Source organism: Paenibacillus sp. DS2015 (genome assembly GCF_050433705.1).
GTDB lineage: Bacteria > Bacillota > Bacilli > Paenibacillales > Paenibacillaceae > Paenibacillus_AQ.
In genome coordinates, this window is sequence record NZ_JBNPWS010000036.1 from 26,203 (window position 1) to 51,393 (window position 25,191).

Genomic DNA, 25,191 nt, shown 5'->3' on the forward strand with positions numbered 1-25,191 from the left:
AATTCGTTCCATGCCATCTGTCTCTATTGTAATTTTTAGGTTGGAGTTTATTCTTCGAACCCCTCAATCTCTAACCCACTCTTCAGTGTAAACAAATAACGCGTTGGTGAGAGAATGGTTATCTTCTCTACCAACGCGTTAAATAGTTCATCATCAAATTCTTCGAGTAAATCCTGCCTTGTATTCATGATCTGTATGATTTGGTTTACTCGTTGTGTTACTTGTGATTTTTGATCCAAGTCTTTCTCAATATGTATTTTCTTCTTTCGGAGTTCATCCAGTTCCTGAGATATCCTACTATTTTCTTCGTTATATACAATCTCATCTATATTATCCCGAAGCTTCAGGTTTACCAATCCCTTGAGGTCGGCTTTTAATTGTTCGATGTTCTGTTCTACTTTAGTCAGTGCCTCATGCCCTTCTCGTTTGGAAAGTATCGCTTCAATATTCGCATTTAAGGTTCGGATAAATCCATCCTTATTTTCATGCATCCGATTAAATATCCTTACAAAGGCATTCTGTAACACATATTCATCAACCGCTTTAGCATCGCAAGCATCCTTACCTTCGTTGACGTAGGTTCGGCATTGCCAGACCACTTTCTTCGAAAGATTGTTGCTGTTCCATGTTCGCCTTTTAAAGTTTGCTCCGCAGCATCCGCAGAACACTTTACTACTGAATGGATATTTGCTTGAGTATTTCTTTCGATCACCCATGATATTCCCTTTGAGATTTGCTCGGCGCTCTTTTTCCTTCTGTACGGCCTCAAACACTTCCTTAGAGATGATTGGCTCATGGTTATCCTCAATTAAGTATTGCTGTTCTTGTCCTATATTCCTCACTCGCTTGTGCGATAGGAAGTCTACAGTCACCGTTTTTTGTTGAAGTAGAGCTCCGTAATATTTCTCATTAGTCAACATAGTGGTAATAGTGGAGTCCCACCATTTCACATTTCCTGTTACCGTTTTAATTTCGTCTTTCATCAAGCCATTGGCTATTTTTTGATAGCTTTTACCTTCCAAGTATTCCTCATAAATCCTGCGTACTAATTCAGCTTCCGATTCATTAATGATAAGCTCTCCTTCTTTATCCTTATCGTAGCCAAGAAAGCGTGTTGTATTACAATGTACTTTACCGTTTGCAAATCCTTTCTGAATGCCCCATTTAGAGTTTTCGGATATATTTCTACTTTCATCCTGAGCGATTGAGCTGAAGATAGTTAGAAATACTTCGCCAGAAGATTCGAGTGTATTAATATTTTCTTTTTCAAATAGTACACCAATTCCAAGACTCCTCAATTCCCTAACATATTTCAACAAGTCCATTGTATTCCGAGAAAACCTCGATATCGACTTCGTTAATATCAGGTCTATCTTCCCAGCACGAGCATCCTCTATCATTCGATTGAAAGCTACTCGATCTTTTGTGTTCGTCCCTGATATACCTTCATCCGCATATATGTCTACATACTCCCAATTCGAATTCCCTTCAATATGTTGTGTATAGTGCCGAACTTGGTTTTCATAACTTTCACGCTGCTCCTCTGAATCCGTACTGACCCTGCAGTAAGCACATACTCGTTTCTTAATTATCTGTACCATACCATCTACTAATTCCAACGTCTTAATTGGTACAACTACAACTTTTTTCAATACTTTAGCCATAATATTTCCCCCTTAAATATATTCCTTTCACTGTCACATGTTACGATTACTTCTAGACATCATCAAGTCATTTTCGTCCATTTTTCAAGCTATTTAAAAGACTTTTTATTTAACAAATCGATCTCAGAAAACTCTTCTTCAGTGATTAAATTTTGTGATTTGAGTTGCTTTAATAGACTCACGCTAAGTATGTATTCGATGGACTTTTTCATATGTATTGGCTCCTTCTCAAATAAATAAAAATGACTCACCCAAGTGGGCAAGCCGATTATGTATGAATGTTATATTATGCTTTTTATTTGTATTGTCTTCTCCATTGTCACTGTTGGATCGTTCGTTAGCGTTCCAGACAATACGATATATTTATTATAGTAACTACTACTGCTACCCGCTTTAACGGTCACACTATTCCCTGTACTGGCTGTGATGCTAGCCATAATCGGAGTAGTATCGGCTTGATTCCTTAAACTCCACTGTACCGACTGATCAAACACTTCGGTTCCGTTGTCATAGAAGTGACTGACGTATGATGTGCTCTGCCCCACTTTTATGGTTGCATTTCCGGTAATCGTAATCGAATAATTATGTGTTACTGTCTCGTTAGTCGTAACCTGAATCGTATCAACAATATTTGAATGATACGTTAGCTTCGCAATAATCATGGCTTGTCCTGCTTGAATCCCCATAACCTTACCTTCATTATCTACAGTAGCAACACTTGGATCGCTTGATGTAAAAGTAATCGCGGGATTCACAATTGGATTGCCATTATCAAGGGCTGTACAATTCAATTGTAAAATATCATTCAACAGAATATTAGCTGTCGTTCCATTGTCAATGTTTAATGCGTATGTATGTGCAATTTCAAATTTCCATCGGTCTGCAATATTATTGGACACATCATCATAAGCGGTAGAAATACTGTCCAACGTACAACTTAACTGGATGATCCCTTTTACAGTACGATTTATTCCCTCGACTTTAAACGGTTGATTCGTATTGTAGAATCGCTGGCTAAGCATAATATTTCTAGTGTCAGCATTATTCTGTAAAAACACATTAATACTGCCCTCAGCCATTGAAATGATATTGCCTACATTAATATAAAAACTTTTCCCCTCTACAATGACATCAAACCACTTCACGTTCCCACTCCAGTTAAATGCGATGTTATAATTGCATTTTCTCATCCTTCCTCGATACGATTGATCATTATGGTCAATTTCGCTTGTTATCAGATAGCGTTCATTTTGGTAATCAATATAATCACCCGTATGTATTGGTGTTGCTGTACGTACTATTTTTTCATCTGTTGCCTGTATCTTATCGACTGCATCTCGAATGAGAGCAATCTGCTGCATACCGTTTATATATACGAGTTCGCCCTTCTCTCGAAGAAAGAAATCCAACTTCATGTCAATACTTCGTGTCATCAATACTCTCTCCTATTCAAAATCAGACTTACAACGATATAGATATAGTTCCATATGATCGCTCCATTCTTTCAAATCCAAGATGATATAAATTTGATTATTAATCCGTAAAAGTCGATACAGTTCCAGATCAGAGTTTTTATCGCAAAAGGCTCGTTGTGTAACTTCCAACGAAATATCATCCTCAAATGTATAGCTTTTGATGTATGGCTGAACATCGGCATAGATCGATTGTATAGTCATCAAATGTACAGATTCTAAAATCTCAAGTTTCGTATCATTAAACATGACTAATACCCTACTTTGATTCTAGGCAGGGGAAGAGCCAGTCGAATGCTTTGTGGGATTCCTGATTCATAAGTGGATGAACGTTCCCCTTCTTGCTTTTGCATCAAACCAACTGAATCTTTATTCTTGTACAGATACAAGGCATAATCCACAACCACTTCATCGTAAGCCATCGGTAAACTCTCCATGTTACAATACCCGATGATATTGCTCCTAGCTTTGTTTAAATAATGTTGAAAAATATCATCCTTATATGTATCTGAATCATCCACACCTAACAACCGTTTCAACAAATTTAATTGTTCTACCATTACGCTGGTTCCTTATCATTACGCTTCGTAATTTTCACCTCAGGTGTTTTCAGTGCTTCTTTTTTTGATTCATCCACCTGTTTATAATTCACATTTAACTGTAACCGCTGAATCAACTCCTGGTCTGACACTTCCCATGTACATCCTGTTTCTTCATTCAAAAACCACATATTTTCCAGCCTCCTAAAATTAAAATAGAGGCATCCAAAATGGACACCCCTGACATGCTTCTTCTATTATAATGAGTTCTCGTTTAAGACTTATTGGCAGTCAATACAGCAATGGCCTCAGGTCTAATACATTTTGCACCGAACACTTGAAGTCCTTTGATTGCATCAGAGAATTGCTTCTCTGGTCTATAAGCTTCAACTGAATCCACTTGACCCGCAAAAGAAATGGCACTCTTATGTCCAGCAATAATCTTATATTTTGCACCAGTTATATTTGGCACATTATTCGATTTGTAGACCGACATATTATCAATACTTCCAACAAATCCCGTTCTCATAACGTTGGTATCCTTTGTATAACGTGGATCTTTAACAAGTAAACCATAGAAGAACGCAGGAACAACAACAAACCGCTCTCCTTCTGGAATATCATTTTCATCCAAGATAACGCCTAAATCTACAAGCAAATCATAGGCCGTTACCGAAGTAGGAATAATAGGCGTTGTATCATTTCCAATTGTATTTCCTGCTATTACTTCAGTGTAGAACCCAGCTATGTACTGATCTACCACATTTGCCAACCCATAAGATGCTTCCACTATACCTCCACTTAGCAAATCAACATTGGACTGAGCAGCATCCACATCATCGACAGTAAAGTTGTAAAATTTGGCTTGGTCAATCACAAGTGTCTTTTGTGCAGAATCTAGTTCCTGAGGATTACCTATTCCTGCTACTTTATCATATGTACCAATGGTTACTGCACCAATAGAGTTAATCTTTACTGTTGATCCTTGGCCTTTAATCTCACCTTCGTAATCTGTATTCACGATATTCCCATAGACCAGATTTTTCTTAAAACTTTCATTTAACCGTGCGCTCCATATTGTTGGAATAAAATTGTTAACTGACATATGTATTCACCATATCCTTTTCGTTTTTATTTGTTTTGTAATGCTTGTTTGACCTGATCCCAATTCTTGTTGATTTCGTCTTGCGACATTCCTTTAATGGCATCCAATGTGAACTTCTTACCTGTTGAATCTTGTGGAGGAGTATAGCCATCCCCTTTTAATCGTTGCTCGACTTGTTGTTGTACCGCCAATTGCAGGGACTGTTCAAATGCAGCCAAGTTAGCAGTCGTTGTAGACTCATCTACACCAATAAAAAAATCCACTAACTGGAGTGGAAGTTTCTTTTCACTGGCTATTTTGATGGCTTGGATCGTTAACTGTTCACGTTGTTTCTCCAGCTTCATGTTTTCAACTTCAGCACGCAGCTTCTCCATTTCAATTTCTTTTTCATCCTTGGCTGGGTAACGCTTCTTAATCTCTGTATTCAACAATCCTTCCAGATGATTCGTCTTCCATGTTTCCAGCGATTTCGTGGTACGCTTATCCACCGTGCTATCAAACCAACTTTTCCCTTCCTTATCCGATTGAAGAAACTGATCTATACCTTCAACGCTAATAGGATTCAAACCCTGAAGATATAATTTCACTTCCTCCGATGTGCCATTTTCTTCGATAAATTGTTTAACTTGTTCAAGTTCCATATTCATTAATCTCCTTTGGTGCCCACTCGACTCTTTTGAACCGAACACGCTATTTTTTTTGTAGCAGATTAACGTCATGCTCAGGACAAAGATGTAACGCATTAGAAATCGCAAAATGAGGAAAAGGTACAAATATACCCACTCCCCACTTTTGTATATTATTAACCCTTGATATATATAGCTAATTGACCCCTCTAAACCGTAAATCCTAGCTTCTTTTGTTTCATTCTGCGCATCCTCAGTTTTGACTGTTCCCGTGTGTTCTTTTCTCGGCACTTTTCACAATAAGATTGCCTGTTAGAATTAGCCTCGAATGTACTCCCACACTTCTTACATTTAACTCTTGGCTTGGCTGACTTTCTTTCAACATCTATATTCCTTTCCACCTTATATTCGCGTTCCAATCTCTCATCAGTTGGCAGAACTCCATTTTCAAAATACTGGCATATAGGCAGAATGGAATCTTGATCGAAATAGACGCAAGAGGTCTCCATTAAACAACAATAGTTGGAGATACCATGCCTATCTCCGAGATAAGAAGCGCAATTATTTTTGATAAGTTGTTTAATCTTACTTTTATTCTGCATGTGCCAAATCCCCAGTCGATTCCATAAATTGTTTCTTTTCGGCATGAAACTTATTATGTTCGAGCTTCGGATTTTCAACAAATGGCAATATGGCAAGCAATGATTCATGCGAAACAATATCCTTCAGCTTTACGATTACATCAGCTAGTCCAACCAAATCTGTCGGCAAGTTACGTGTAAACTTAACAGCGATATCCCGATAATCATATTGAACACCTTCTTTTTTATGTAGATATGTGAAGAGATTCCGTAAACGGTTCTTGATCACTTTCTCCATCATCGCTTCTCGAATCGCCACTCTGTTTTCTAAATTCAGCAGCTTATTCCGGAGTGCAAGTGAGGACGTATTACTAGCCCAATTTTCATTAAAATTAACCTGATCCATCATGTCATAAATTTTATGTTCGAGATTATCCAGTTCATTTTTAACGAACGAATCGTTGATCTCCTTAATTAGCCATGTAACTTTACCGCCTGCAGGAACTTGGATAATGCCCATCTTCTTCATATTGAGTAGATCCTGCTCTTCTAACTTGGCATTCTCAATGACTAGATATGAATTACGATGGTCGCTGATTTCATTTACGAGGTCACTATTTAAAGCGTTATAGGCATCAAATAAAGAAATCACATCTTGGAAGCCACATTTCCGCTCAGTGTTTGCTGGGCAAGATATAATGGGGACTCTTCCAAAGATGTGATTATGTTTACCTATATATTGAAGTTCAGATGACTTACTCTGTTTGCTTAGATTGTTCTTATCTCCTATCAATTCATAATGTAAAATCTCATTGTCGGTATATACATCCAAGTAAACCTTATCATCAAATCGCCTTACAAACTTATGAATGGCCATTAGCACATTTCGATCTGCTGTTCCATCCTCCAGTACATAAGCATTCTGCGGTGTTAATACTGTTGAAGAGAACTGCCCATCGGTATCAATGTAATTCAGTTCAAAACTTTCACCATAGATTTCACTTTGCTTTCTTAGATTAATATTATGTTCTTTCTCCCAATGGCTAGTATGTAAATCAATCTTATGAGTCACTTCATTATCATCAGACTTTGACACATAATTTAAAGGCTTACCGAGTATGTATCCTACTTCATTATCCACAAATTTTCTAGGGAAGTTGAAGATTAGCTTTCTATTGCTTCGGCTCTCCTGCATGGCATAATCCTTGAGAATGGCATGGTCACCGTTATAATAGTCAAAGTATATTTGTTTCGTTAGTGCTGCTTGATTGAGTTCATATAGACACTGTAATATTAGTGGTTCTGTTATTTGCATTATACGCTTCCTTTCACGCAAAAAAAAAAAACCTAACAGGATTCTTCCAATTAGGTCTCATTCATCGTATTTAATATTCGGTATTACTAGTACTCCCAACACGAGAAGTACCTAATAGTGCTGGGTGATTCTTCATTAATAACTTTTCGAATTTGGCATAGTTAGATATTGCTATTGAACCGTAGATGATTTCAAGTTCCTTCAATGTAGTGTATTGTGGCATATTGATATTGCCATTATTTTTATGACCTTTAATATGCGCAAATATTCTTTGAGCACCCTGTAAGTCCTTACCCCAATATAATGGAAACCAACTATTTGTAAGTTCAATTAATTCATTAATACTTTTTATATTTATATTTGTGTTCTTATTTACTGTAATTTTTGTTTCCTTCCATAGTCGCTCCTTGCTTAAATCATCTAGTTTAACCCATATTCCATATACGCTACCTGAATTTAATAAAATATCAAACTTCGAAGAAGTGGTATTATATGTAATATTTCCGCACTTGTTGTCAAAAATTTTATATCCATTTATTCCAGCAATATTCTTAAGGAAAAGCGTTACTTGATTATCATTCTCCAATGTTATTCCCCCTAAAAGTCAGAACAATAAATTCCTATCATAAAACTTTAAACTCTTCACCGACTGGACTAATTGAACTGCTCCATATAAACTATCCGGCGCATCGTCATACTTACAATTTCTATTGTAATCCTTTATTTGATTATTGTAACGGATATTATCTGCGTTAAACAAGATATGACCCTTCTTCACATCAGGCTCTAAACTAATTATCCGTTCATGCTTCTGGCCTCTACTATTAATACTTTCAACTGGCGTATGTATTTTCGATTTCCACAACTCTTCCTCAAACTTTTGCTTCATGTAGCTTTGTGCTTGTATTGTCTCGAATCCTATTTTATCAACAGGAAAGGTAGTCAACTTTTCGACAGCCACTTGGAACAAATCATCTGGCAATAGCTTATAAATGTTACCGTCAATCACATATAGCTGTTTCGTCTTACGATGTTGTCCTAAAATTGTGATAGCTGAGTAATCATTTCTCTTCCCTGCTTTAATTGCAGGGTCAATGTACATAACAATTTCCATCTCATCAAATTCAGGAAGCCTGTCCCAATATTCAAGATGCTGAAATATATAATCATCAGTAGAACGAGGATCATTTTGGAGTTCCTTCTGAAAACTATTAAATCCCATCGCTTGCCGCTTACACATCAGATAGTAATAGTCTAGATACTCACTCCACAATATCTCTGTACCCTCTAGCATTTCATCTTTATACGCAATAAAAAAAGACAAGGCAGTGTTGATCCTGTCCTCGTCTTGAAGGTTGTTATATTTGATTTCCCATTCTGACCATAAATCATCTCGATCAGAAAATTGAATAACTGCTGCCTTTCGTATACTTCTAACTCCTGGAATCTTACCCTTTAACAAGTCAGCCATGATATCTTCTTCATTTAGAATTGTACCGCAGATGAGAATATTCGTATCTCTTGTACCAATTGGCAAAACGACGTCGGTGAATGTACTTTTAATCTGATCACGTTTGGTTTCCGATTTAGCAGTATCATCCTTTAGCAAGTCATCCAGTAAAACTAGTGTTGGACGATGATGCTTATAATGGATACCTCGGAGAGAACCGTCAACACCTCTAATCATGATACAGGAATCTAATCCGCTTTTACTCCGCAGCCAAATCTCGTTATTGTTCCAACGATTACCCTTACGAATGCCAAAATCTTGAATCAGCATTGTATTTGTTTCAAGTTCATCTTTTATCATATCGAGGAAAGGGAGTGCAATTATTTCTGTTGCCGATATGATAAGTGTAAATTGAGATTTATCATAAAGAGTTGCGTATAACGGAAATAAAAAAGAACTGATCGTGGATTTTCCGTGTTCCCGTGGGAGTCCGAAAGCCGTAATCAGTCCTGTATTGGACAGCATATGTTTTAACTCAGCGAATAGTTCTCGATGAAACTGTCCGAACTCTCGATCAAAGTATTTGGGGAAGTAGCAAAGAGCAAAAAATTCGATGTCCATTTCAGCTATGAGTTTTCGTAATTCTGAGAAAGAAAAGGTTTCGATTAGCTGTTTCATTTTGGGCGCTTTGAAATATTTATCCATATAATGCTTTAATAGTTCGCTTTGTCGTAATACATTGTAATTCCCCTCAGCAGTTATAAATTTAATCACTTCCTATTCTACATCTTTATCAGTCAATTCTTCCGTAGAGTCATTAACTTTGATTAGTTTGTATATATACTTTTCCTTTTTAGTTAAATTATTTAGTTGAATCTTTTGTTCAACCACTATTTCCATATGTTTTGGAACCTCAAATGTTGTTTCGTTAAAATGATCCGCGAGTTTTCCTGTAATGTGTTCCCCATCGACACTTCTAAATGAGAAGGTTTTTTTCTCAGTATGAATACCAACAATTTCACCAAATATCGTCTCAACTGTTACCATATTATTTATTTCCCCATCTAAAATACTAAGAGTATTCTTCACATCTTGAACAGATAACTTTACGTCATAATAATTTTTATTTGGAGAAGCAATCTCAACTTTTATTCCGGTGTCTGCTTCAATTAACGTTTTCATTAAATTCCTATATTTTAGAACAACTCTTTGATTCTGGGTAATTAAAAAAGATTTTAACTCTACAGGATTGCTTTTGATCATCAATAATTGTGCGAATAACTTCAATGTATCACTAAGTCGAGTTTCTCCTAAAAGATCGCTTAGCTCATTTGATTTTAATTGAATACCAAACGAAGCTGCATATGTTCCTGTTACTTGTAGAGCATTTTCAACCTTAATTTTGCTAGGTATTTTCCCTCTCGCACTTTTACCTTTATCAGCAAGCGAGTACAATATATTCTGTGTATTCGAAAGAACTTCTCCTAATGCAACACAATCTATTTCTCTCACATGACCATCAGCTATTTCCAATGATAAATTTAATATATCTCTTCTCTGGGATTGAGCCATTTCAAAGATCTTTTCATTTATGTATGGCATCATTTCATCATTTTTCCAATTAAGAAATGCATCTTCAGTCGGTAATAGATCACGCGATAAACCCATTGGATCAATTTGGGTTGCTTTTGCAATATTTGAGTTATTTTCTTTTATCACTTTCCATATGAATTCATCCTCAGGTTTAGTAAATATATCATAAAGTGATATCCTATTACTTTTTGCGGATGCCAGTCTTGCCTCGGTTAGTGGAGCAAATAACCATATTTGAGCTTGTTCAGTATAATCAACATAAAGAACCATAAACCTTTGCCCAAATTTACTTATACAAGTAAATAATTGAGGTTCATCATAAAACAAAAACATTTCTTCCATATAGAGCTTACCCAATAAATCTACACCAATAAATTCTGCTTCCATAATTAAACCACCTGTTTACATACTTTAAAATAAGCATGAGGAAGTGCCTCTTTAATTAGCCACCAAGTTATATGAGAATTACAATTATTACTCGGAGTCCTTTTAATTACACCATTTGATCGCAATGTCACTCCCGTAGCAACGCACTTCTTTTTTCGCATGATTGGAGATATATTTCTCATTATCTCAATTTCCTCTATATCAGAAATAACAGATAACCCATAAGCTTGCAACTTCCCATTATAATTTCTATTTGGATTCAATACAAAGTGTGATAAAAAGTCATTCTCATTTAATGGATTACTTTCATATAAACGATAAACAATTATTTCTTCTTCTAACGCATCATTTGGAGGGCAATTCGTAGGAAAATAGTCTGGATAAAGTTTAATATTTATACTCATATGTTTATATCACCTATTATGTAGTTATTTCCCCAACTTCATAACCCGAGGTTATATAAACAATTCTACAAATACAATGTTTTCACCTCTATTTTTCAACAAAAATTTCTGTATCCCTTGCTGTCGGCTCCGTTTTCCCATATAGAAGCCCCCTCCCCTGACAAGCAAAAAAAGAGCAGTATCTCTACCACTCAATATTTGCTAATGCTTCAGCCATATCCTTTTCTGTTGTCAAAGTGTAGATATTTGTAGTGGAAACATGGTCATGGCCGAGTATTTGCTGAATAGTTGTCAGTGGAGTAGTCTTAACCAACCGATATCCTAGCGTATGTCTGAGCATATGAGGAGTTATTTTTACCTGAACCCGATCTCCATACTTATTGAGTATAAGATTGACTGCGTTTCTCTCAAATGCCCCTCGCTGCCCTATAAATAAGTATTCCGAGTTGCATTCCATTCTGATTTCTAAGTATCGAGTGAGAGCTTTACGTACATCCTTGTTAATAGGAAGCGTTCGTTGTGCGTTTCCTTTGCCAAGTATCCGTAATAACCCCTTACGTTCGCTCATGTCTATATCTTTTAGCCGTATACTTACTAACTCGCTTACCCTGATGCCTGTTCCTATTAGTATCTCTATCATACATATATGCATTCGGTTACCCGATCGGTGGATCTCGTTGCGTAGCTTCCAGAAATTCGTATCCTCAAGCCCCTTATACTGCCTTACATCCTTATTCCTAACCGCTTCAACGCGTATCTCTTCCATTATATATCCTTGTTTAAGCATCCAACGGCAGAATACATTGACGCTGGCTATCTTCCGGTTGATGGTCAGTATGGCTTGATCGCTTCGTTGTAGTTGCTTTTTATACTCTACTCCATCCAGTTCGATCAGCTTGTCTAATCCATACTCCGTCTTACTCTGATACCAAGCTATAAATTGTAGTACGTCCCTCAAGTAGCAAGATACTGTATTTTCGCTTCGATCCTTACTTCGTAAGTGTGCCTCAAACCCTTGTAAATAGTCCACTTTGCCCCCACCTTTCCCTTCATTGTGTCACATCATACCGTTGGTGGGGGGAGACAGTCAACTAGATACATAACCTTTCTTATGCAGTCTGTATGGGCTAATTCGGGGCATTATTAAGGCTAAAACTGGCGTTTATCTATCGAATAACTGACGACATAACCTATGTATCTGATTCTTCGAAGCCTTCTTCGGTATGGCTGGATTCTTCTATAGCTTCATATTCTATTTCTATTACATCAGCTTCAATCATATCAAGGAATAGCTGCTTGCGTTCCAACTCCGCTGCCTTCGTATCAACTATAATCTCACGTCTATCATTCCATTCGTTCGGAGCACGGTTCTTCAGATAGAATATCATTGCTGTCGGGTTCGGGGGTTGATGGCGCTTGACTTTTTCAATGCGAGTCCGCTTTTTCCCGTTTTTATCTTCTTCTACAATCGTTTTTAATTCTTCAAAATCATAACCCATTGCTGCCTTCAGAAGTGAATTTTCCACGCGAGATATTATAACAGACCTGCTCCATTTAACAAGTTCGGCAAGCATAGGATGCTTATCGATATATTCATACCAAGTTGTATGACCTATATCGAGTTTTTTGATAATCTCGTCTGCATTCACACCTTCTTGAAACCATTCCTGAATCTCCGCTAATCGTGGATAAACATGTGTCTCCCACTTAGTCGGTCTGGTCAATGCTTCAGCAAACTTAGGATGCTTCCTTCTATAATCTCCTAGCGTCCAAACATGGATATTTAAGCGCTTTGCTATTTCTTCATCGGTTACTCCTTCTCGTACCCATACAGGAATATCCTTAAGTCGAGGTATTACAAACTGATCGTACTTGGTCATTATCTTTGGTTTGTTCTTATTTTTATTATTGTCCATAAATTCCTTATCTTTCTTCATTTCACCTCACCTCCAATTTCAATAAAATAAAAAGAGCCTTATCATAGGCTCCAATTAAGCTTTAATAAATATGGGATTGATCCGTATTAGTTCGTTCGGGTAGTTCTTAAGCCAATAGTAATTGTCACGGTTATAATTATTATTAGCGACTGAAGCAAACTCATCTCTCAGATTCGGATCATCAAATATAAAATAATCACGCTTCTTTTGACTACTTAACATGCTTAATATAGAAAATCCATAAACTGAATTGTTATCTATACCAGCAGTTCCTTTGGGTATAAACTCTTGAATAGTTGAAATAGAGAAGCTCTTACGTATGTCAATGCCTTGTCTCTCAATTTCTAGCATAAGGCAGACGAACAACTTGTCCGCATTAACTCTAGCCTTGAGATTTGTGATACTAAATACGTCTGACTCAATATTCCAATCAAATGACACTTGGGATCACTCCTTTTCCAAATTATACATCTGCATTGGATTAATCTCAATGATAAATGAGCACTCAGCACATGATACCTCTTACCTTACCGAGCCAGCAACGACTTCTTGATAGTCATACTTCTTCCCATCCCTAATCAAATATACGCCACTGTCAGCCCCAACACGCCCTATATACCTGTTCACAATTACATCTACGTACTTCTCATCTAACTCCATCGTATAGCACACACGATCGGTATCATCGCAAGCTATCAACGTTGAACCAGACCCACCAAATGGATCAAGAACAATATCCCCAATCTTACTAGAATTTTTAATAGGATAGGAGATCAATGGTACAGGCTTCATAGTTGGATGGAATTCATTCCGAAACGGTCTATCGAATTTCCATATTGTTGTCTGCTTCCTATCTGAGTTCCAGTAGTGTCCAGCAGTTGGCTTCCAACCTGTTAATATTGGTTCGTGCTGCCAATGATAGTCTTGTCTTCCCATAACCATCGCTTGCTTAGCCCATATACAACATTGAGATAGTTTAAATCCTGATTCCTTATGAGCCTTCCTGAAATTCAATCCTTCACTATCCGCATGGAACACATATATACTTGCTCCATCATCTGCTACTTCATACATTCTTGTATAAGCAGCCAACAGAAACTCATAAAATTGCTCATCATCCATTTTGTCATTTCTAATTGTTAATGCATCTTTTGTCTTCCCAACATAATCCACATTATACGGAGGATCGGTGACTATTAATCTAGCCTTCTTTCCTTCCATCAACGTTGCAAAATTACTCTCACTTGTTGAATCCCCACAAACTAACCTGTGTTTCCCCAACAACCATACATCACCTAATTGTGTAATAGGATTCTCCGGTAAAACAACATCAAACTCTTCTTCCGCTGGCTCATCATCCTTATGTAACTCATCAAACAACTTTTCAGCTTCAGCAAAATCAAATCCTGTTAACTCAATATTATAATCTTCAGCCTTCAACTCTTCCAACAAGACAGCCAATGCATCAGTGTCCCATTCACCTGTAATCTTGTTTAAAGCTACGTTTAGAGCCTTCTCTTTTGTTTTATCCACATCAATTAAGACACATTCCACTTCTTCGTATCCGAGTGCCTTCAATACTTTATGTCTCTGATGTCCACCTACTATTGTATAATCCTTATTACAAATAATCGGCTCACAATATCCAAACTCAGCTATACTATTCTTAATCTTTTCAAACTCTGGATCTCCAGCTTTCAATTCCTTTCTCGGATTATAATCAGCATGTTTCAACTCATCTATCTTCAATTTTATAAATTCCAATTTCTATTCCCCTTTTCTTTACAAAGCAAAAAGAACCCTAGCGATTAGCCAGAGTTCCTGTGATTCGTTATGTATAGTTTAAAATTTCGGCAATTTGAACTGCCATTTAACTTGGTAATTTTGTACTCGATAAACTAAATATTTCAACTGGTTATACCTTTTCATGAATATCACCTCTTATCATTGGTAGGGAGTGTGTCATATGACAATTGATCAGACAACGCAAAAAAGCCACTCCGCGAAGAAGTGACTAAATATGTATTAAATCTATTTAATTTAAATTAAGCGAAGCAAAGATGCCATATCCATCAGAATGTGGTATATATTTGAAACCATCTGTTTCTGGCCATTTATATCCACTTGTTAATATCCTTTCGCCTATACACTTGTTGCAAAATTCATTTGCTAACAACGAACGAGGATCAGCGACAGTAAATTTCCTTTTACAATAGGGGCAAGTGGCTTTCATTTTAGAATCAGCTCATTTCGTTAAATATTTTACACAGTTCTTTTTCAGCCATCTTTTTTCTTTTAAATCCAAGCTGCCTACTCCATGAATTTTTCTTTCTTACATTACCATCTAGTATTTTTATAATTTTACCACTAATATACCATAGGTTATCTTTACTATTCAAGGATAGCAAAATTTCACACATATGTTCTGCAGTGAATTTATTCCATGTTGTTTTAGTTGGACTCTCTTGATATTGCCAATCTAATAAGGTATCCACTTTACCTATATCGTTCATTAATTCCAGTGCGGTTTGATGCCGTTTCTTAGGGTCAACAGATATCGCCTTATTGATGATTTTTCTGATTCTTTTGGGAATGTGAGGTAAATAAATTGTTCTGTTTGGAAATTTCCCATCAAGAACATCCTTTGCTAGAGCGTGCGGATCAAGAATACCATTAGTTTTATATTTTCCATATTGTTCTTCAAAGAGACCATTTCCATTACACATACGATATAGAGTTAAACCAGAATGATATATATCCGTTAGCTTAGTAGATACTCTGTTCCCAATTAGTTCTGGAGCCACATGTTTGGTGTAGTTTGGAGGGATACTTGCGATTCCCATAATGTCGGTTTCTCTGGTTTGCCCGAAATCTGCGAGCATAGCCGAGCCATCATCCGCAATAAAAATATTGGTCGGCTTAACATCGTAATGTACAAACCTATTTATATGTACATAATGAAGCCCACTCAGAAACTCCTGAGCAATTTTAATAGTGTTACCAACGGTTAATGGCTTTTTATCTAAAGTATCTTGTAACGAACCATTGGGATAATAAGGCATAGTCATTCTTATACATTTATTATCCTTACAAGCATAATTTATGGGAACAATTCTTGGATGCTTATTTGCATAAATAATTTGTGCTTCTCTAAAATATTCATTGGGGTTAGAAATTTTACTAAGTGATACTTCTTTTAGAACAACTTCTGCATTTAACTGAATATCTCTTGCAAGCCATACCTCAGAGTTAGCACCTTGTGTAGCTCCAATTCTATGAAGTTTCTCGACCACTATTTCTGATATTACCTTCATAGACTATCCTCAAGTAATGCAAGGGCTGCAACTCCAGCAAGGCTCGCTTCTCTGTATTTGTCATTTAAGTTAGTCCATTCTTCTACTCCTCTGAACTCATCCAATTCCATATATCCTTTTGCACTTTTCTTTGTCTGAGTGACCATCAGCGAAGTAATAGTAGTTAGCGCACCGTCTCTTGTCTTTGCTCCACTTGTATAACCCACTTCACATAGTACGCCTTCTATTTTCGATCTGTCCATTATTGCCTTTTTTTTCGTTTGAGATCTTAGTTCCATCGTTCTAATAAACATTGATTTAATCTGATATTCTTTAAGTATATTCAAGAAATTTTCTCTAATCCATGATAAAGCCTGACCATCCTTATACGATTTCGGTATTGTTAGTTTATTATAAAAAAATAACTTTGGTTCTGATGGATTACCTTCAAATACAGCATAAAAAATTTCATTTGATGCAACTCTTATTCCGATTGATCTCAAATAATTCACACTCCCTTTTGTCTAACAATACGACAAATGGGAACAAATTCCTATCAAAATGTTATCACAAGACATTGGGGTGCTATACCTCACCTTTTCAAAGGACGAAAAGCTTCGCTTCGCTACACCACCCCCTTGCCTGAAAGTCGGCAATTCACCCTCACAGCGTGAAGTTTGAATTCTTGTTAACTGCTTAAACCGATTGATTAATATATCGTAGTTTCAAATTGTTTATTAATCATAATAAACAATTTGATTCATCACACAATCTCCGCTCCATGGGGCTGACATTAGGTTCTTGGAGTAAAATTCCTATCCAACTATTTACACCTTGTCATTAAAATCGGCCCTTTTTTGATAGTCAAAAACACGATTATCATAGGGAAACATTGACTTTTAACTTTTCTGGACACCATTTTTGCGGATCATCTAATATATACTCAATCTCACAATTTGGTGTCCATAAATTTAAAATCATAGTAATAATAAGGGATATATCATTATTATAGCAGTGTTCATGTTAGGTTATTTATGACAAACTATCTTTTCCTCATGTTTAGATATTGACCAGTAATATTTTCCCCGATTAGAATTTTTGCTAGCATCATCTAATAGCTTTCGATTATCTTTAAAACTAGCAATCGAATACATAATTTTATTAGCCATGAGATATGCTTGTAATTGGTTGATTTCCTTCTGTAACCGATTATCATAGTCACGTAAATTGAATCTTTCTAACACATCTAATTGTTCGTCTTTATATATTCTTTTACCGACCATTCTATCCAGATAAACGCACAAATCCTCTTGCTTCTGTTCCTTCTCCAAAATAGTAATCTTATTCTTTTTTAACAAGTCAGCAATATACATCATGTAAGCATCGCTCTCCTTTTTATGCCCGTCTACTTCACGATATTTATTTGTTTCACGGTTATTATCTAACATCTCACTAATACGATTACTTGTAGCAACTGACTGTAGATACTTAGTAATCGATACCGTCTTATTAGATTTATATTTTCCTTCTGATGATACATTATCCTTGATAATATGGTTGCTACCTTTAGAAAATTTACCAACCAATTTGATATACTCTTTAACTCCACCATCAATAAAGGCATCGGCTTCTTTGACCTTCTTTTCAACGGACAACTTATAATTATACAAATTTCTATTTGTGTGATTGAACAGGATGATATGTACCTTATCTTTATTGTTCTTAAATCTCTTGCGTCCAATGCACTGCAACATCGAATCAATATCAGACATATCACATATGATTAATTTGATATTCTCATCTTTCAAATCGAATCCATTGTCTAGCACTGTAGTTGTGAATAGATATTTACAATCAAATTGATTACTTCTGACCATTGATTCCACTTTATTATAATCGATATATTTACTATATTTATTACTATTACTGCATACAAACATTGAATTGTCATGATACTTTTTATGTAGTTCATACGCTCTTTCTACACTCTTAGAGAAGTGAATTATCTTATCATTTTCGTTATTGAGTTTCTTTTTAATTAGTCTTTCTATACTTGAAAAGTCGCTGTAAAATGATAACGATGCGATATTACTGAAATCTCTAGGGATGCTATAGTTCCATATTTTATTGTCAGTTTTCTTAAGTAGTCTTCTGTGCTTTTCCTTAATGTGTGAGAACAATATACTTCCTGTTGCTGACATGAATATCCGAATATGTGAATGAAGTGATAATATGGCATTGAGGGATTCATCGGAACTATCATTGAATCCACTATCTGTCGTAAAGTAATGTGATTCATCGCAGACAATATATTTATATCGAGAGAAGTCATAACCCTTACCACTATTTATCTCTCTCTCGATATTCTGATACAGTTCAACCTTGATACGTGATAAGAATGATTGCCCGATCAGTTCCATATTCTGTTTAAATAATTTTGAACGATTGACCAATAGTAATATATATGTACCCTCACTCTCAGCCAATTCCTCTAATTCATTTCTGATAAAGTATGATTTCCCCGATGCTGTACCACTACTAATTAAAACTATATCTCCATTTTTCCATTCAGTTTGTTGGCCATTAATCTTATCTGTCACATTTTGTTGCGGTTTATAATTATCTATTCTCATTAAATTCTCCTCACATAATTTCTAATATGTAGCCTAATATGTAGCTATTAATTCCTTTTTTCTTCCCATTCATCAATTGCTACTGATAATTCTGAAGTTTTGACAAACATTGAAAATAAATCATTTGTTTTATAGTGGCGTGCTTTCGTGATAAATGTGAACCCCTTTTGGGATAGATGATTAAATAAATTCACATCGTAACAGTAAAAATAGTTCATAACTCAATATCTCCTGTCATATTTAAATATCACCCAATATCAGGCGTCACCCGAGCGCCAGCGTTAGCGAGCGCACAATATGACAATAGACCAATGAATTATTTAATATTCACTACTGACTTGAAGCTTGAATTAGTTACCTTCTCAATACGCACAAACTCAATCACTGCACCTTCAAAATCAAACAGAGACCATTTCTCATCACGCTGAATTAGCTTATCCCCTGGAATGCAGCACTTGATTTCCCCATTTTCATCGACTACATTCACATAGTTTCCTCTTATACTGATCAGCCACTCCTTGCCCATAACTTCATCTGCGACAGACCGTGACTCTTCCTGCGATCTTTTCAGTGTACTGAATCCTAATGAGTAGCCCATTAGTGTTCGTCTCGTACTTTCACCTTCAAACAGAGAAGGAGTTTCACTTGTCTCCACAACCGTTTCTCGTTCAGCTTCGTACCAAATAAAATATTGTCCCATAATTTCAAACAATGGATATTTACCATCCGGTGCTTCAAATTTGAACTTCAAATCATCAATTGTAGCTATGCCATCCTTAAGACTAAGTTCATTGCCCTCCAGGATTTGATTCGTGAGCCTGTATACTCTCCGAACTTCTTTCTTTATGACATTCTCATGCTTCTTCAGATTCTCTAGCAATCCATCAATGAACAACCAAGCAAATGATTGTGTACCATATCTATTGTAAGCAATCTCGACTGCAACACTGGAGAGGATGGAAGGGTAGGGACATACCTCTTCACACTTCTCTTTATACTCCGCTTTTAACTCTGCATACTGTGCACTGATGGCTCTCCGGGTCTCATTATCTCGTTCCCACTTCTTCAGCTCGTTAAATTGTTTCCGACGATAATCGATGCTACCCTTTTGCTTGTTATATTCCTTATACAATGGCTCGATCAAATTGATATATTCCAGATACTTGGATGACATTGATTGTGTTTTACTCATATCCTGCAACAGCTGCTTAGTACTCTGGATGCCCAATATTGATTGATTCAATTTGCCATCTTCCATTTGAAAATTTTCCTTGATGTAGTTCTCTGCTTTTACGCAAAATTGGTTAAATGGTGATTTAGTTGAATGCTGATAGTCATTCGATGATCCCCCATTTATGAACCGAAAAAAATAAGGTAGTTTAACTGCGAATCGATCTAATACAAAGGGGATCTCAACTTCTCGGCCATTTTTTGTAGCATCAATAATCTGACCTTGAAGAAATTTGAGTACCGAGTTCTCCAACACACGAGATCGAAGATCTCCTTCCTCCATCGCAAGATTCTGAAAATACGTATTTACATTTGTACATCTACCCGTAAGATTATGTAGGCTCTTCAATTCCATTTTGACGATACTATCTATGTTGTTTAATACTGGATCAGCCACTTTTTTATCATCTTCATTTATTATCGTAGAGGCATCAATTACTGCCGATATTATGATGGGCTCATTGGTGCAAAGGGCAGTGTCTCCATCCACATCACCGAGCCCAAGTCTTGCAAGTGTTAAATCATGACAGTTTAGAACAATCACATTGTCCAAGTGACGCATATATGGATTATGTACTTTCACGAATTCAAGCTTAGCGACTTCATTAAATATCGTGAGAGGTGAACGGAATAAAGCATGAGTACCTAGTTTACGATTCATATAAGCCTGGTTCTTCTTCAGTACACCTATTACCGACTTTCCTGCTGCATGTTCCATAAAAGCTATGGGATCGTTGGTCAGATAATAATAGCTGCCTCGAATCGGGATGCGACCTTTCAGCATATCCTGCACTTTGATCATGGCTTGCTTCACAATAAACTTACGAACATTCCCGTCATAAAGCATGAGTTCATTTAGGTCAATGGCTTGTATGATTTCATTGGTGAATTTCTTCTTATCCCCAAGTTCTATTTCGTTCTTCTGCTCCTCTATTCCATCATTATCATCTGTATCTTTTAATTCATCATCTTCTTGGACTAGCATGTTCAAGAATGCTTTCGTGTAAGCAATATCTCTGAGCCACATACCAGCGGTATTATTTTTCTTACCATGTAATATTCGCTTTATTACGTCCATCAATGGTGTAGCCAATTCAAATATATCTTCTAATGTTAGATTCAATGCGTGAATATATTGATACGTCAGCGGTGTGTAAGCATTCATCTGGTGAGATGGCTTCGCATAATTAGCGACCCAAAAATTATTATGATTATGTACTTTTAGTAATTCCTCATATTGCTTAATGTCTTCAACCAAGCACTTAGGTTTTTCTTGACCTTCGGTATATTGATGCCATGCTTTGAAGCACGATTTAGTAATTATTAGATCTATTGGACGATCCTGATCATCTATCATTAGCTGTGGTTGATTGAATATATCTATAATTTCTGTGACTTCATTTTCTTCAAACCACTTGAGGATATCAAATCGAATAAAGTTCCCTTTGATGTAAGGTAAACGTCCTTGAACCGCATTAGGAGCGTAGTTCAATTCAAGAGCACTACCAATCTTTTCTGCAAACTCAAAACTCATGAGTCCTTGCCCATCAAAAAATTGAACATTTTTATTCTTGTAGTTCGGATACTCGACACGTTTCATCCCAATAGATTCTTCAGTAATTGGAATGATCGGAATCTCCTCCGTCTGTTCAATGGAATAACAGGGATAAAGCACATCGTTATACATAACCGAGCGAGCAGGGAGAGGAATATCTTCGATGTTTACACGACGATTCTCTTTATCCCATCTGTTGAAGGTTTTATACTCTGTTTGATCGGGAACAGATTTAGTACCGCCACTCCATGAGATATTCTTATTGGGTATTCGACTCAACGTTTTCAAGTGTTCATTTGATGGCTTCAGTTCCTTCTTAGATTTGAAATATGTATTATGCTTTATTTTCTCAGCTAATACTCGTTTCTGTTCCTCTGAATTAAAAGCACATTCTTCGATTTTCCATACATCCTCGATAATTTCATCCTTCTCGTAATCTGGAATGACGACAATACGAGGGATATAAGGAACAGGTAATGCAGTTGAACGACTAACACCGAGAGCCGCTTCCCATTTGTTAATATTGGTTAGTGGTGGCATCTTAGCAAGAGTAATATATTTATATAGATCTGCAACATACTCTTCTTGAATAAACTCAGTACGTTGTGTTCGTCCCATTGCTGGACTCTTAATCGAACGAACATATTTTTTTCCTTTATAATAAATACCATCACGCAGCATACATTCGAAATGGGCAAGCTGGACTGGATCATCTTCGTCGATGTTGTTGGCTTTGAGCATAAAGGCTATATCTGTGGTATCAACGATAGTTTCTTGTGCAGTAACGACCTGTTGAAGTTGATTTAGATAGATGCTATTAGAAACAGTAATAGTTCGATCTATATTCTCTGGTGCCGTGAGTTGTCCGAATGAATCGGTAATCTCTTCAAAGTTAAATAATTTAATTTTATGTTGGTTTCGCTTTTTGCTATTCTTCAAATTCTAGTCTCCTTATTTTTATTAAAGAGGATCGGCTCCTCTTCATTGCTTCATCCGTTGAGGAAAGCTATCAATCTCAGTCTTCGATAATTTCTATTTTCTTCTGTAATTCTTTCTTATGTAGTTCTTTTTCTCTTTTCAGGCTTGCTTCTTCTTCATCACGTTTCCGAATAATCGATTGTTGCTGCGAATTCAAATGCCTCGTATCATATCTCCAACTCATTAACCTTCACCACCTTCCTATTTTAGAATTTTCTAAACCCACGTTCGTAATAATCAATATAGTGGAAATAAATTACTACAAAATAAATATATCATAATAATTACAATACGTCTATACTTTCGTAAAATATTTTACGTATGATAATTTATTGTTATTTTTATAATTCAATGTTAAAATATTTACCGAAGAGGTGACCTATATGCCAAAAGTCAAATTAACCGAAGAACTAAGCAAAGCGATAAAGAATACTCGAAATGACAAAGGAGTCAAAGCATCTGATTTAGCTGCGCATATCGACAGAAGTCTTGCATATATAAGTAAGTTAGAGAACCATAATGCAGAATTTGTTGATTTGGAGGTTCTCTATAACATATTTGAATTTCTAATGGGTAAAACGGAAGATTTCCTTGAATACATACAGCCATTACTTGAAAAAACAACGATTGAATTAACTCCAGATGAAATTAAAGAACAAGAATGGATACAGGTATTTGACTTAGAGTATCGTCGGATACCAATTTCAGATTCATTGATAACATTCATTAAGGAGATGTTAAAGAAATTGGGCCTGACTTCCAATCAAGTCATTCTTAAAATGAATAAGAATGAGGAGTTGTCATATCGGAATATTCTACAACAAAAGACGAACTCTCTGATCTATGAACGAAGTAAAGAAAAATCAACTTCCTATATCGTATTCGATTTGAAGGAAACTTTACTGGAGGATATCCTTAATAAGAAGATAAGTAATATTAACTATATAACGATGGAAGGGATTGTTCGCACCCTTTATAAATTGCATGACTTATCAGTAGATGAAGCTTCTGAGAAGGCAGTTTCCACATTAAACGAACATAAATTCTTTAGTCTATATGAAAAAAAGGAACTTTTACGCGAAAAAATAAATGGTGAAGAACTTGATATGGTTCTAACTGAGTTTGATAAAATGAATATAACCGTAGTAAATACTATCATGAAGCACCTCAAGATGCTCAGTGACTGGAACATAGACTATGCCAATCAGAAATTGAAGAATTTAGAGGAAAGTTTCGCAATTGATCCATCATTTATTTTAGCTGTAATTGGGAGTGAATTTTTCAAATTGACCAATTTGGATAAAGAAGAAAAAAAGTCGTTTCTTTCAGATTTATCTGCATTGATAGATAAACATTCGGATAAACCAACAGTTTCTGAGGAGAAATTCGAGGCATATTAAAAAAATGCCAAGAGACCTGCTAATTTAATATCAGCAGGTCTTATTTTTACACACCGTAATCTACAAATCCAACCCAATCAGCATATCCCGCAGCACAATAATCTCTTCCTTAGACAACGTGACACCTTTGCCCATCTTATCATGCTCAGGTGACCATTCGCGGATGTCATTACTTGAAATCGACCTTAAGAAGAGTCATCACGCTTCCAGACGATTTATCTGCTCTTGAGTATTCCTTCAATGAAATTGTTGAACCCCTCATATTTCTCGTAATCCAAGTATTAGGATCAATAGTTGAATATCCATTCATTCGAAGATTTGAAATCAGACACTCTTTAGCAAAAGAGTTATTATCAATTAACCCACCTAATTTCAAGAGATTAACCCTTCCAATAAGACTCTTTGACATTCCAACCTGAGTGATTACACCATGATTAGATCCAATAACAGCATAATCACCCAAATGAAAATCGAGTATTCGAAAAACTGCTACAAGTTTGGAAACCATGAACTCGTTACCCATTGACTTGATTGTATCAAAATCGAATGGTGCTGACATAGATATGGACTTGACCATTTGTTCAGGAAGAAGAAATTCTTTTGCAAATTGATTCGCCTCTAGCTCGAACGGCTTTCTTGTAGAATCTAACATATCGGTTCGTGAACATTCAAACTGCTGTCCTTTGTGATTTAAGCTAAAATGTCCGAGTTCATGGGCTTTTGTGAAATTAATTCTTCCAGCATTCTTTATATCCGTATTAACGAGAATGATTGTCTTGCCTTTGGCGCGAATTAAGCTTCCCATATAATTTGGATCGCCGTATGCCAATTCGTCGTAAATAATATTATGATTTTCAAATATTCGATTAATGCTCAATGCTGGTGTATTTGAAATACTGAAATCACGCAATAACTGTCGTGCATTTTCTGCAGGTGTATCTGCTAATCTAAAAGTGTACCACTTACATAGTCATTGCTAATCCAAAAGTTGACCACCCTGAGCCAACACCCTGTTATGCTAATTCATAT

24 protein-coding genes are annotated in these 25,191 nt (G+C 36.2%); 1 reads left to right on the forward strand and 23 read right to left on the reverse strand.

The annotated features are described in order from the left end of the window. Positions 1–47: 47 nt before the first annotated feature. The 22 genes from J2T13_RS22510 to J2T13_RS22615 all read right to left on the reverse strand — a co-directional run bounded on the left by J2T13_RS22510 (position 48) and on the right by J2T13_RS22615 (position 22,946). Positions 48–1,664 carry a recombinase family protein gene (locus tag J2T13_RS22510; protein WP_429374608.1) on the reverse strand — a complete coding sequence of 539 codons (1,617 nt, stop codon included), beginning with the start codon at positions 1,662–1,664 and terminating at the stop codon, positions 48–50. Between the two features lie 89 nt (positions 1,665–1,753). Further along, positions 1,754–1,876: an SHOCT domain-containing protein gene (locus J2T13_RS22515; RefSeq protein ID WP_429374609.1), complete on the reverse strand. Its 123-nt coding sequence runs from the start codon at positions 1,874–1,876 to the stop codon at positions 1,754–1,756. 69 nt (positions 1,877–1,945) lie between these two features. Beyond that, positions 1,946–3,097 carry an Ig-like domain-containing protein gene (locus J2T13_RS22520; RefSeq protein WP_429374610.1) on the reverse strand — a complete coding sequence of 384 codons (1,152 nt, stop codon included), beginning with the start codon at positions 3,095–3,097 and terminating at the stop codon, positions 1,946–1,948. 12 nt (positions 3,098–3,109) lie between these two features. Then, entirely contained in the window at positions 3,110–3,340 is a 231-nt protein-coding gene (locus tag J2T13_RS22525; protein WP_429374611.1) for a hypothetical protein, read from the reverse strand. A gap of 47 nt (positions 3,341–3,387) precedes the next feature. Next, positions 3,388–3,696 (reverse strand): phage head-tail connector protein, encoded by a 309-nt coding sequence (locus J2T13_RS22530; RefSeq protein WP_429374612.1) that lies wholly within the window; start codon positions 3,694–3,696, stop codon positions 3,388–3,390. Then, the gene (locus J2T13_RS22535) at positions 3,696–3,866 is read right to left on the reverse strand and encodes a hypothetical protein (RefSeq protein WP_429374613.1); all 171 of its coding nucleotides are present in this window, start codon (positions 3,864–3,866) and stop codon (positions 3,696–3,698) included. Before J2T13_RS22535 ends, J2T13_RS22530 begins: the two co-directional genes overlap by 1 nt. 83 nt (positions 3,867–3,949) lie before the next feature. Next, the gene (locus J2T13_RS22540; RefSeq protein WP_429374614.1) at positions 3,950–4,780 is read right to left on the reverse strand and encodes a P22 coat protein - protein 5 domain protein; all 831 of its coding nucleotides are present in this window, start codon (positions 4,778–4,780) and stop codon (positions 3,950–3,952) included. A gap of 26 nt (positions 4,781–4,806) precedes the next feature. Then, positions 4,807–5,421 (reverse strand): DUF4355 domain-containing protein, encoded by a 615-nt coding sequence (locus J2T13_RS22545; RefSeq protein WP_429374615.1) that lies wholly within the window; start codon positions 5,419–5,421, stop codon positions 4,807–4,809. Between the two features lie 576 nt (positions 5,422–5,997). Further along, positions 5,998–7,302, reverse strand: coding sequence for a phage portal protein (locus J2T13_RS22550; protein ID WP_429374616.1), 1,305 nt, complete (start codon positions 7,300–7,302; stop codon positions 5,998–6,000). 70 nt (positions 7,303–7,372) lie between these two features. Beyond that, a complete protein-coding gene (locus tag J2T13_RS22555; RefSeq protein ID WP_429374617.1) occupies positions 7,373–7,888 on the reverse strand; it encodes a hypothetical protein in 516 nt (171 codons plus the stop codon). 18 nt (positions 7,889–7,906) lie between these two features. Beyond that, complete coding sequence (gene terL, locus J2T13_RS22560) at positions 7,907–9,526, reverse strand: phage terminase large subunit (RefSeq protein WP_429374618.1); 1,620 nt, start codon at positions 9,524–9,526, stop codon at positions 7,907–7,909. A 3-nt stretch (positions 9,527–9,529) separates the two neighbouring features. Next, the gene (locus tag J2T13_RS22565) at positions 9,530–10,732 is read right to left on the reverse strand and encodes a DUF6575 domain-containing protein (RefSeq protein ID WP_429374619.1); all 1,203 of its coding nucleotides are present in this window, start codon (positions 10,730–10,732) and stop codon (positions 9,530–9,532) included. A 2-nt stretch (positions 10,733–10,734) separates the two neighbouring features. Next, a complete protein-coding gene (locus J2T13_RS22570) occupies positions 10,735–11,136 on the reverse strand; it encodes a hypothetical protein (RefSeq protein ID WP_429374620.1) in 402 nt (133 codons plus the stop codon). A gap of 184 nt (positions 11,137–11,320) precedes the next feature. Then, a complete protein-coding gene (locus J2T13_RS22575) occupies positions 11,321–12,166 on the reverse strand; it encodes a tyrosine-type recombinase/integrase (RefSeq protein ID WP_429374621.1) in 846 nt (281 codons plus the stop codon). 160 nt (positions 12,167–12,326) lie between these two features. Then, positions 12,327–13,073: a transposase gene (locus tag J2T13_RS22580; protein ID WP_429374622.1), complete on the reverse strand. Its 747-nt coding sequence runs from the start codon at positions 13,071–13,073 to the stop codon at positions 12,327–12,329. 54 nt (positions 13,074–13,127) lie between these two features. Beyond that, positions 13,128–13,514, reverse strand: coding sequence for a hypothetical protein (locus tag J2T13_RS22585; RefSeq protein WP_429374623.1), 387 nt, complete (start codon positions 13,512–13,514; stop codon positions 13,128–13,130). Positions 13,515–13,595: 81 nt separating this feature from the next. Beyond that, on the reverse strand, positions 13,596–14,837 hold the full coding sequence (locus tag J2T13_RS22590) for a site-specific DNA-methyltransferase (RefSeq protein WP_429374624.1): 1,242 nt from the start codon (positions 14,835–14,837) through the stop codon (positions 13,596–13,598). Positions 14,838–15,313: 476 nt separating this feature from the next. Next, positions 15,314–16,387, reverse strand: a complete 1,074-nt coding sequence (locus tag J2T13_RS22595; protein WP_429374625.1) for a serine/threonine-protein kinase — start codon at positions 16,385–16,387, stop codon at positions 15,314–15,316. Further along, a complete protein-coding gene (locus J2T13_RS22600) occupies positions 16,384–16,869 on the reverse strand; it encodes a hypothetical protein (RefSeq protein WP_429374626.1) in 486 nt (161 codons plus the stop codon). Before J2T13_RS22600 ends, J2T13_RS22595 begins: the two co-directional genes overlap by 4 nt. Before the next feature lie 525 nt (positions 16,870–17,394). Further along, positions 17,395–18,999, reverse strand: a complete 1,605-nt coding sequence (locus J2T13_RS22605; protein WP_429374627.1) for a DEAD/DEAH box helicase — start codon at positions 18,997–18,999, stop codon at positions 17,395–17,397. Between the two features lie 316 nt (positions 19,000–19,315). Then, on the reverse strand, positions 19,316–22,723 hold the full coding sequence (locus J2T13_RS22610; protein WP_429374628.1) for an RNA dependent RNA polymerase: 3,408 nt from the start codon (positions 22,721–22,723) through the stop codon (positions 19,316–19,318). 76 nt (positions 22,724–22,799) lie between these two features. Beyond that, positions 22,800–22,946, reverse strand: a complete 147-nt coding sequence (locus tag J2T13_RS22615) for a hypothetical protein (RefSeq protein ID WP_429374629.1) — start codon at positions 22,944–22,946, stop codon at positions 22,800–22,802. Between the two features lie 199 nt (positions 22,947–23,145). Here J2T13_RS22615 and J2T13_RS22620 point away from each other — a divergent pair, with 199 nt between their 5' ends. Then, a complete protein-coding gene (locus tag J2T13_RS22620; RefSeq protein WP_429374630.1) occupies positions 23,146–24,162 on the forward strand; it encodes a hypothetical protein in 1,017 nt (338 codons plus the stop codon). Between the two features lie 169 nt (positions 24,163–24,331). Here the strand turns inward: J2T13_RS22620 and J2T13_RS22625 are convergent, their stop codons facing one another. Beyond that, positions 24,332–25,039 (reverse strand): ImmA/IrrE family metallo-endopeptidase, encoded by a 708-nt coding sequence (locus J2T13_RS22625; protein WP_429374631.1) that lies wholly within the window; start codon positions 25,037–25,039, stop codon positions 24,332–24,334. Positions 25,040–25,191: the final 152 nt, after the last annotated feature.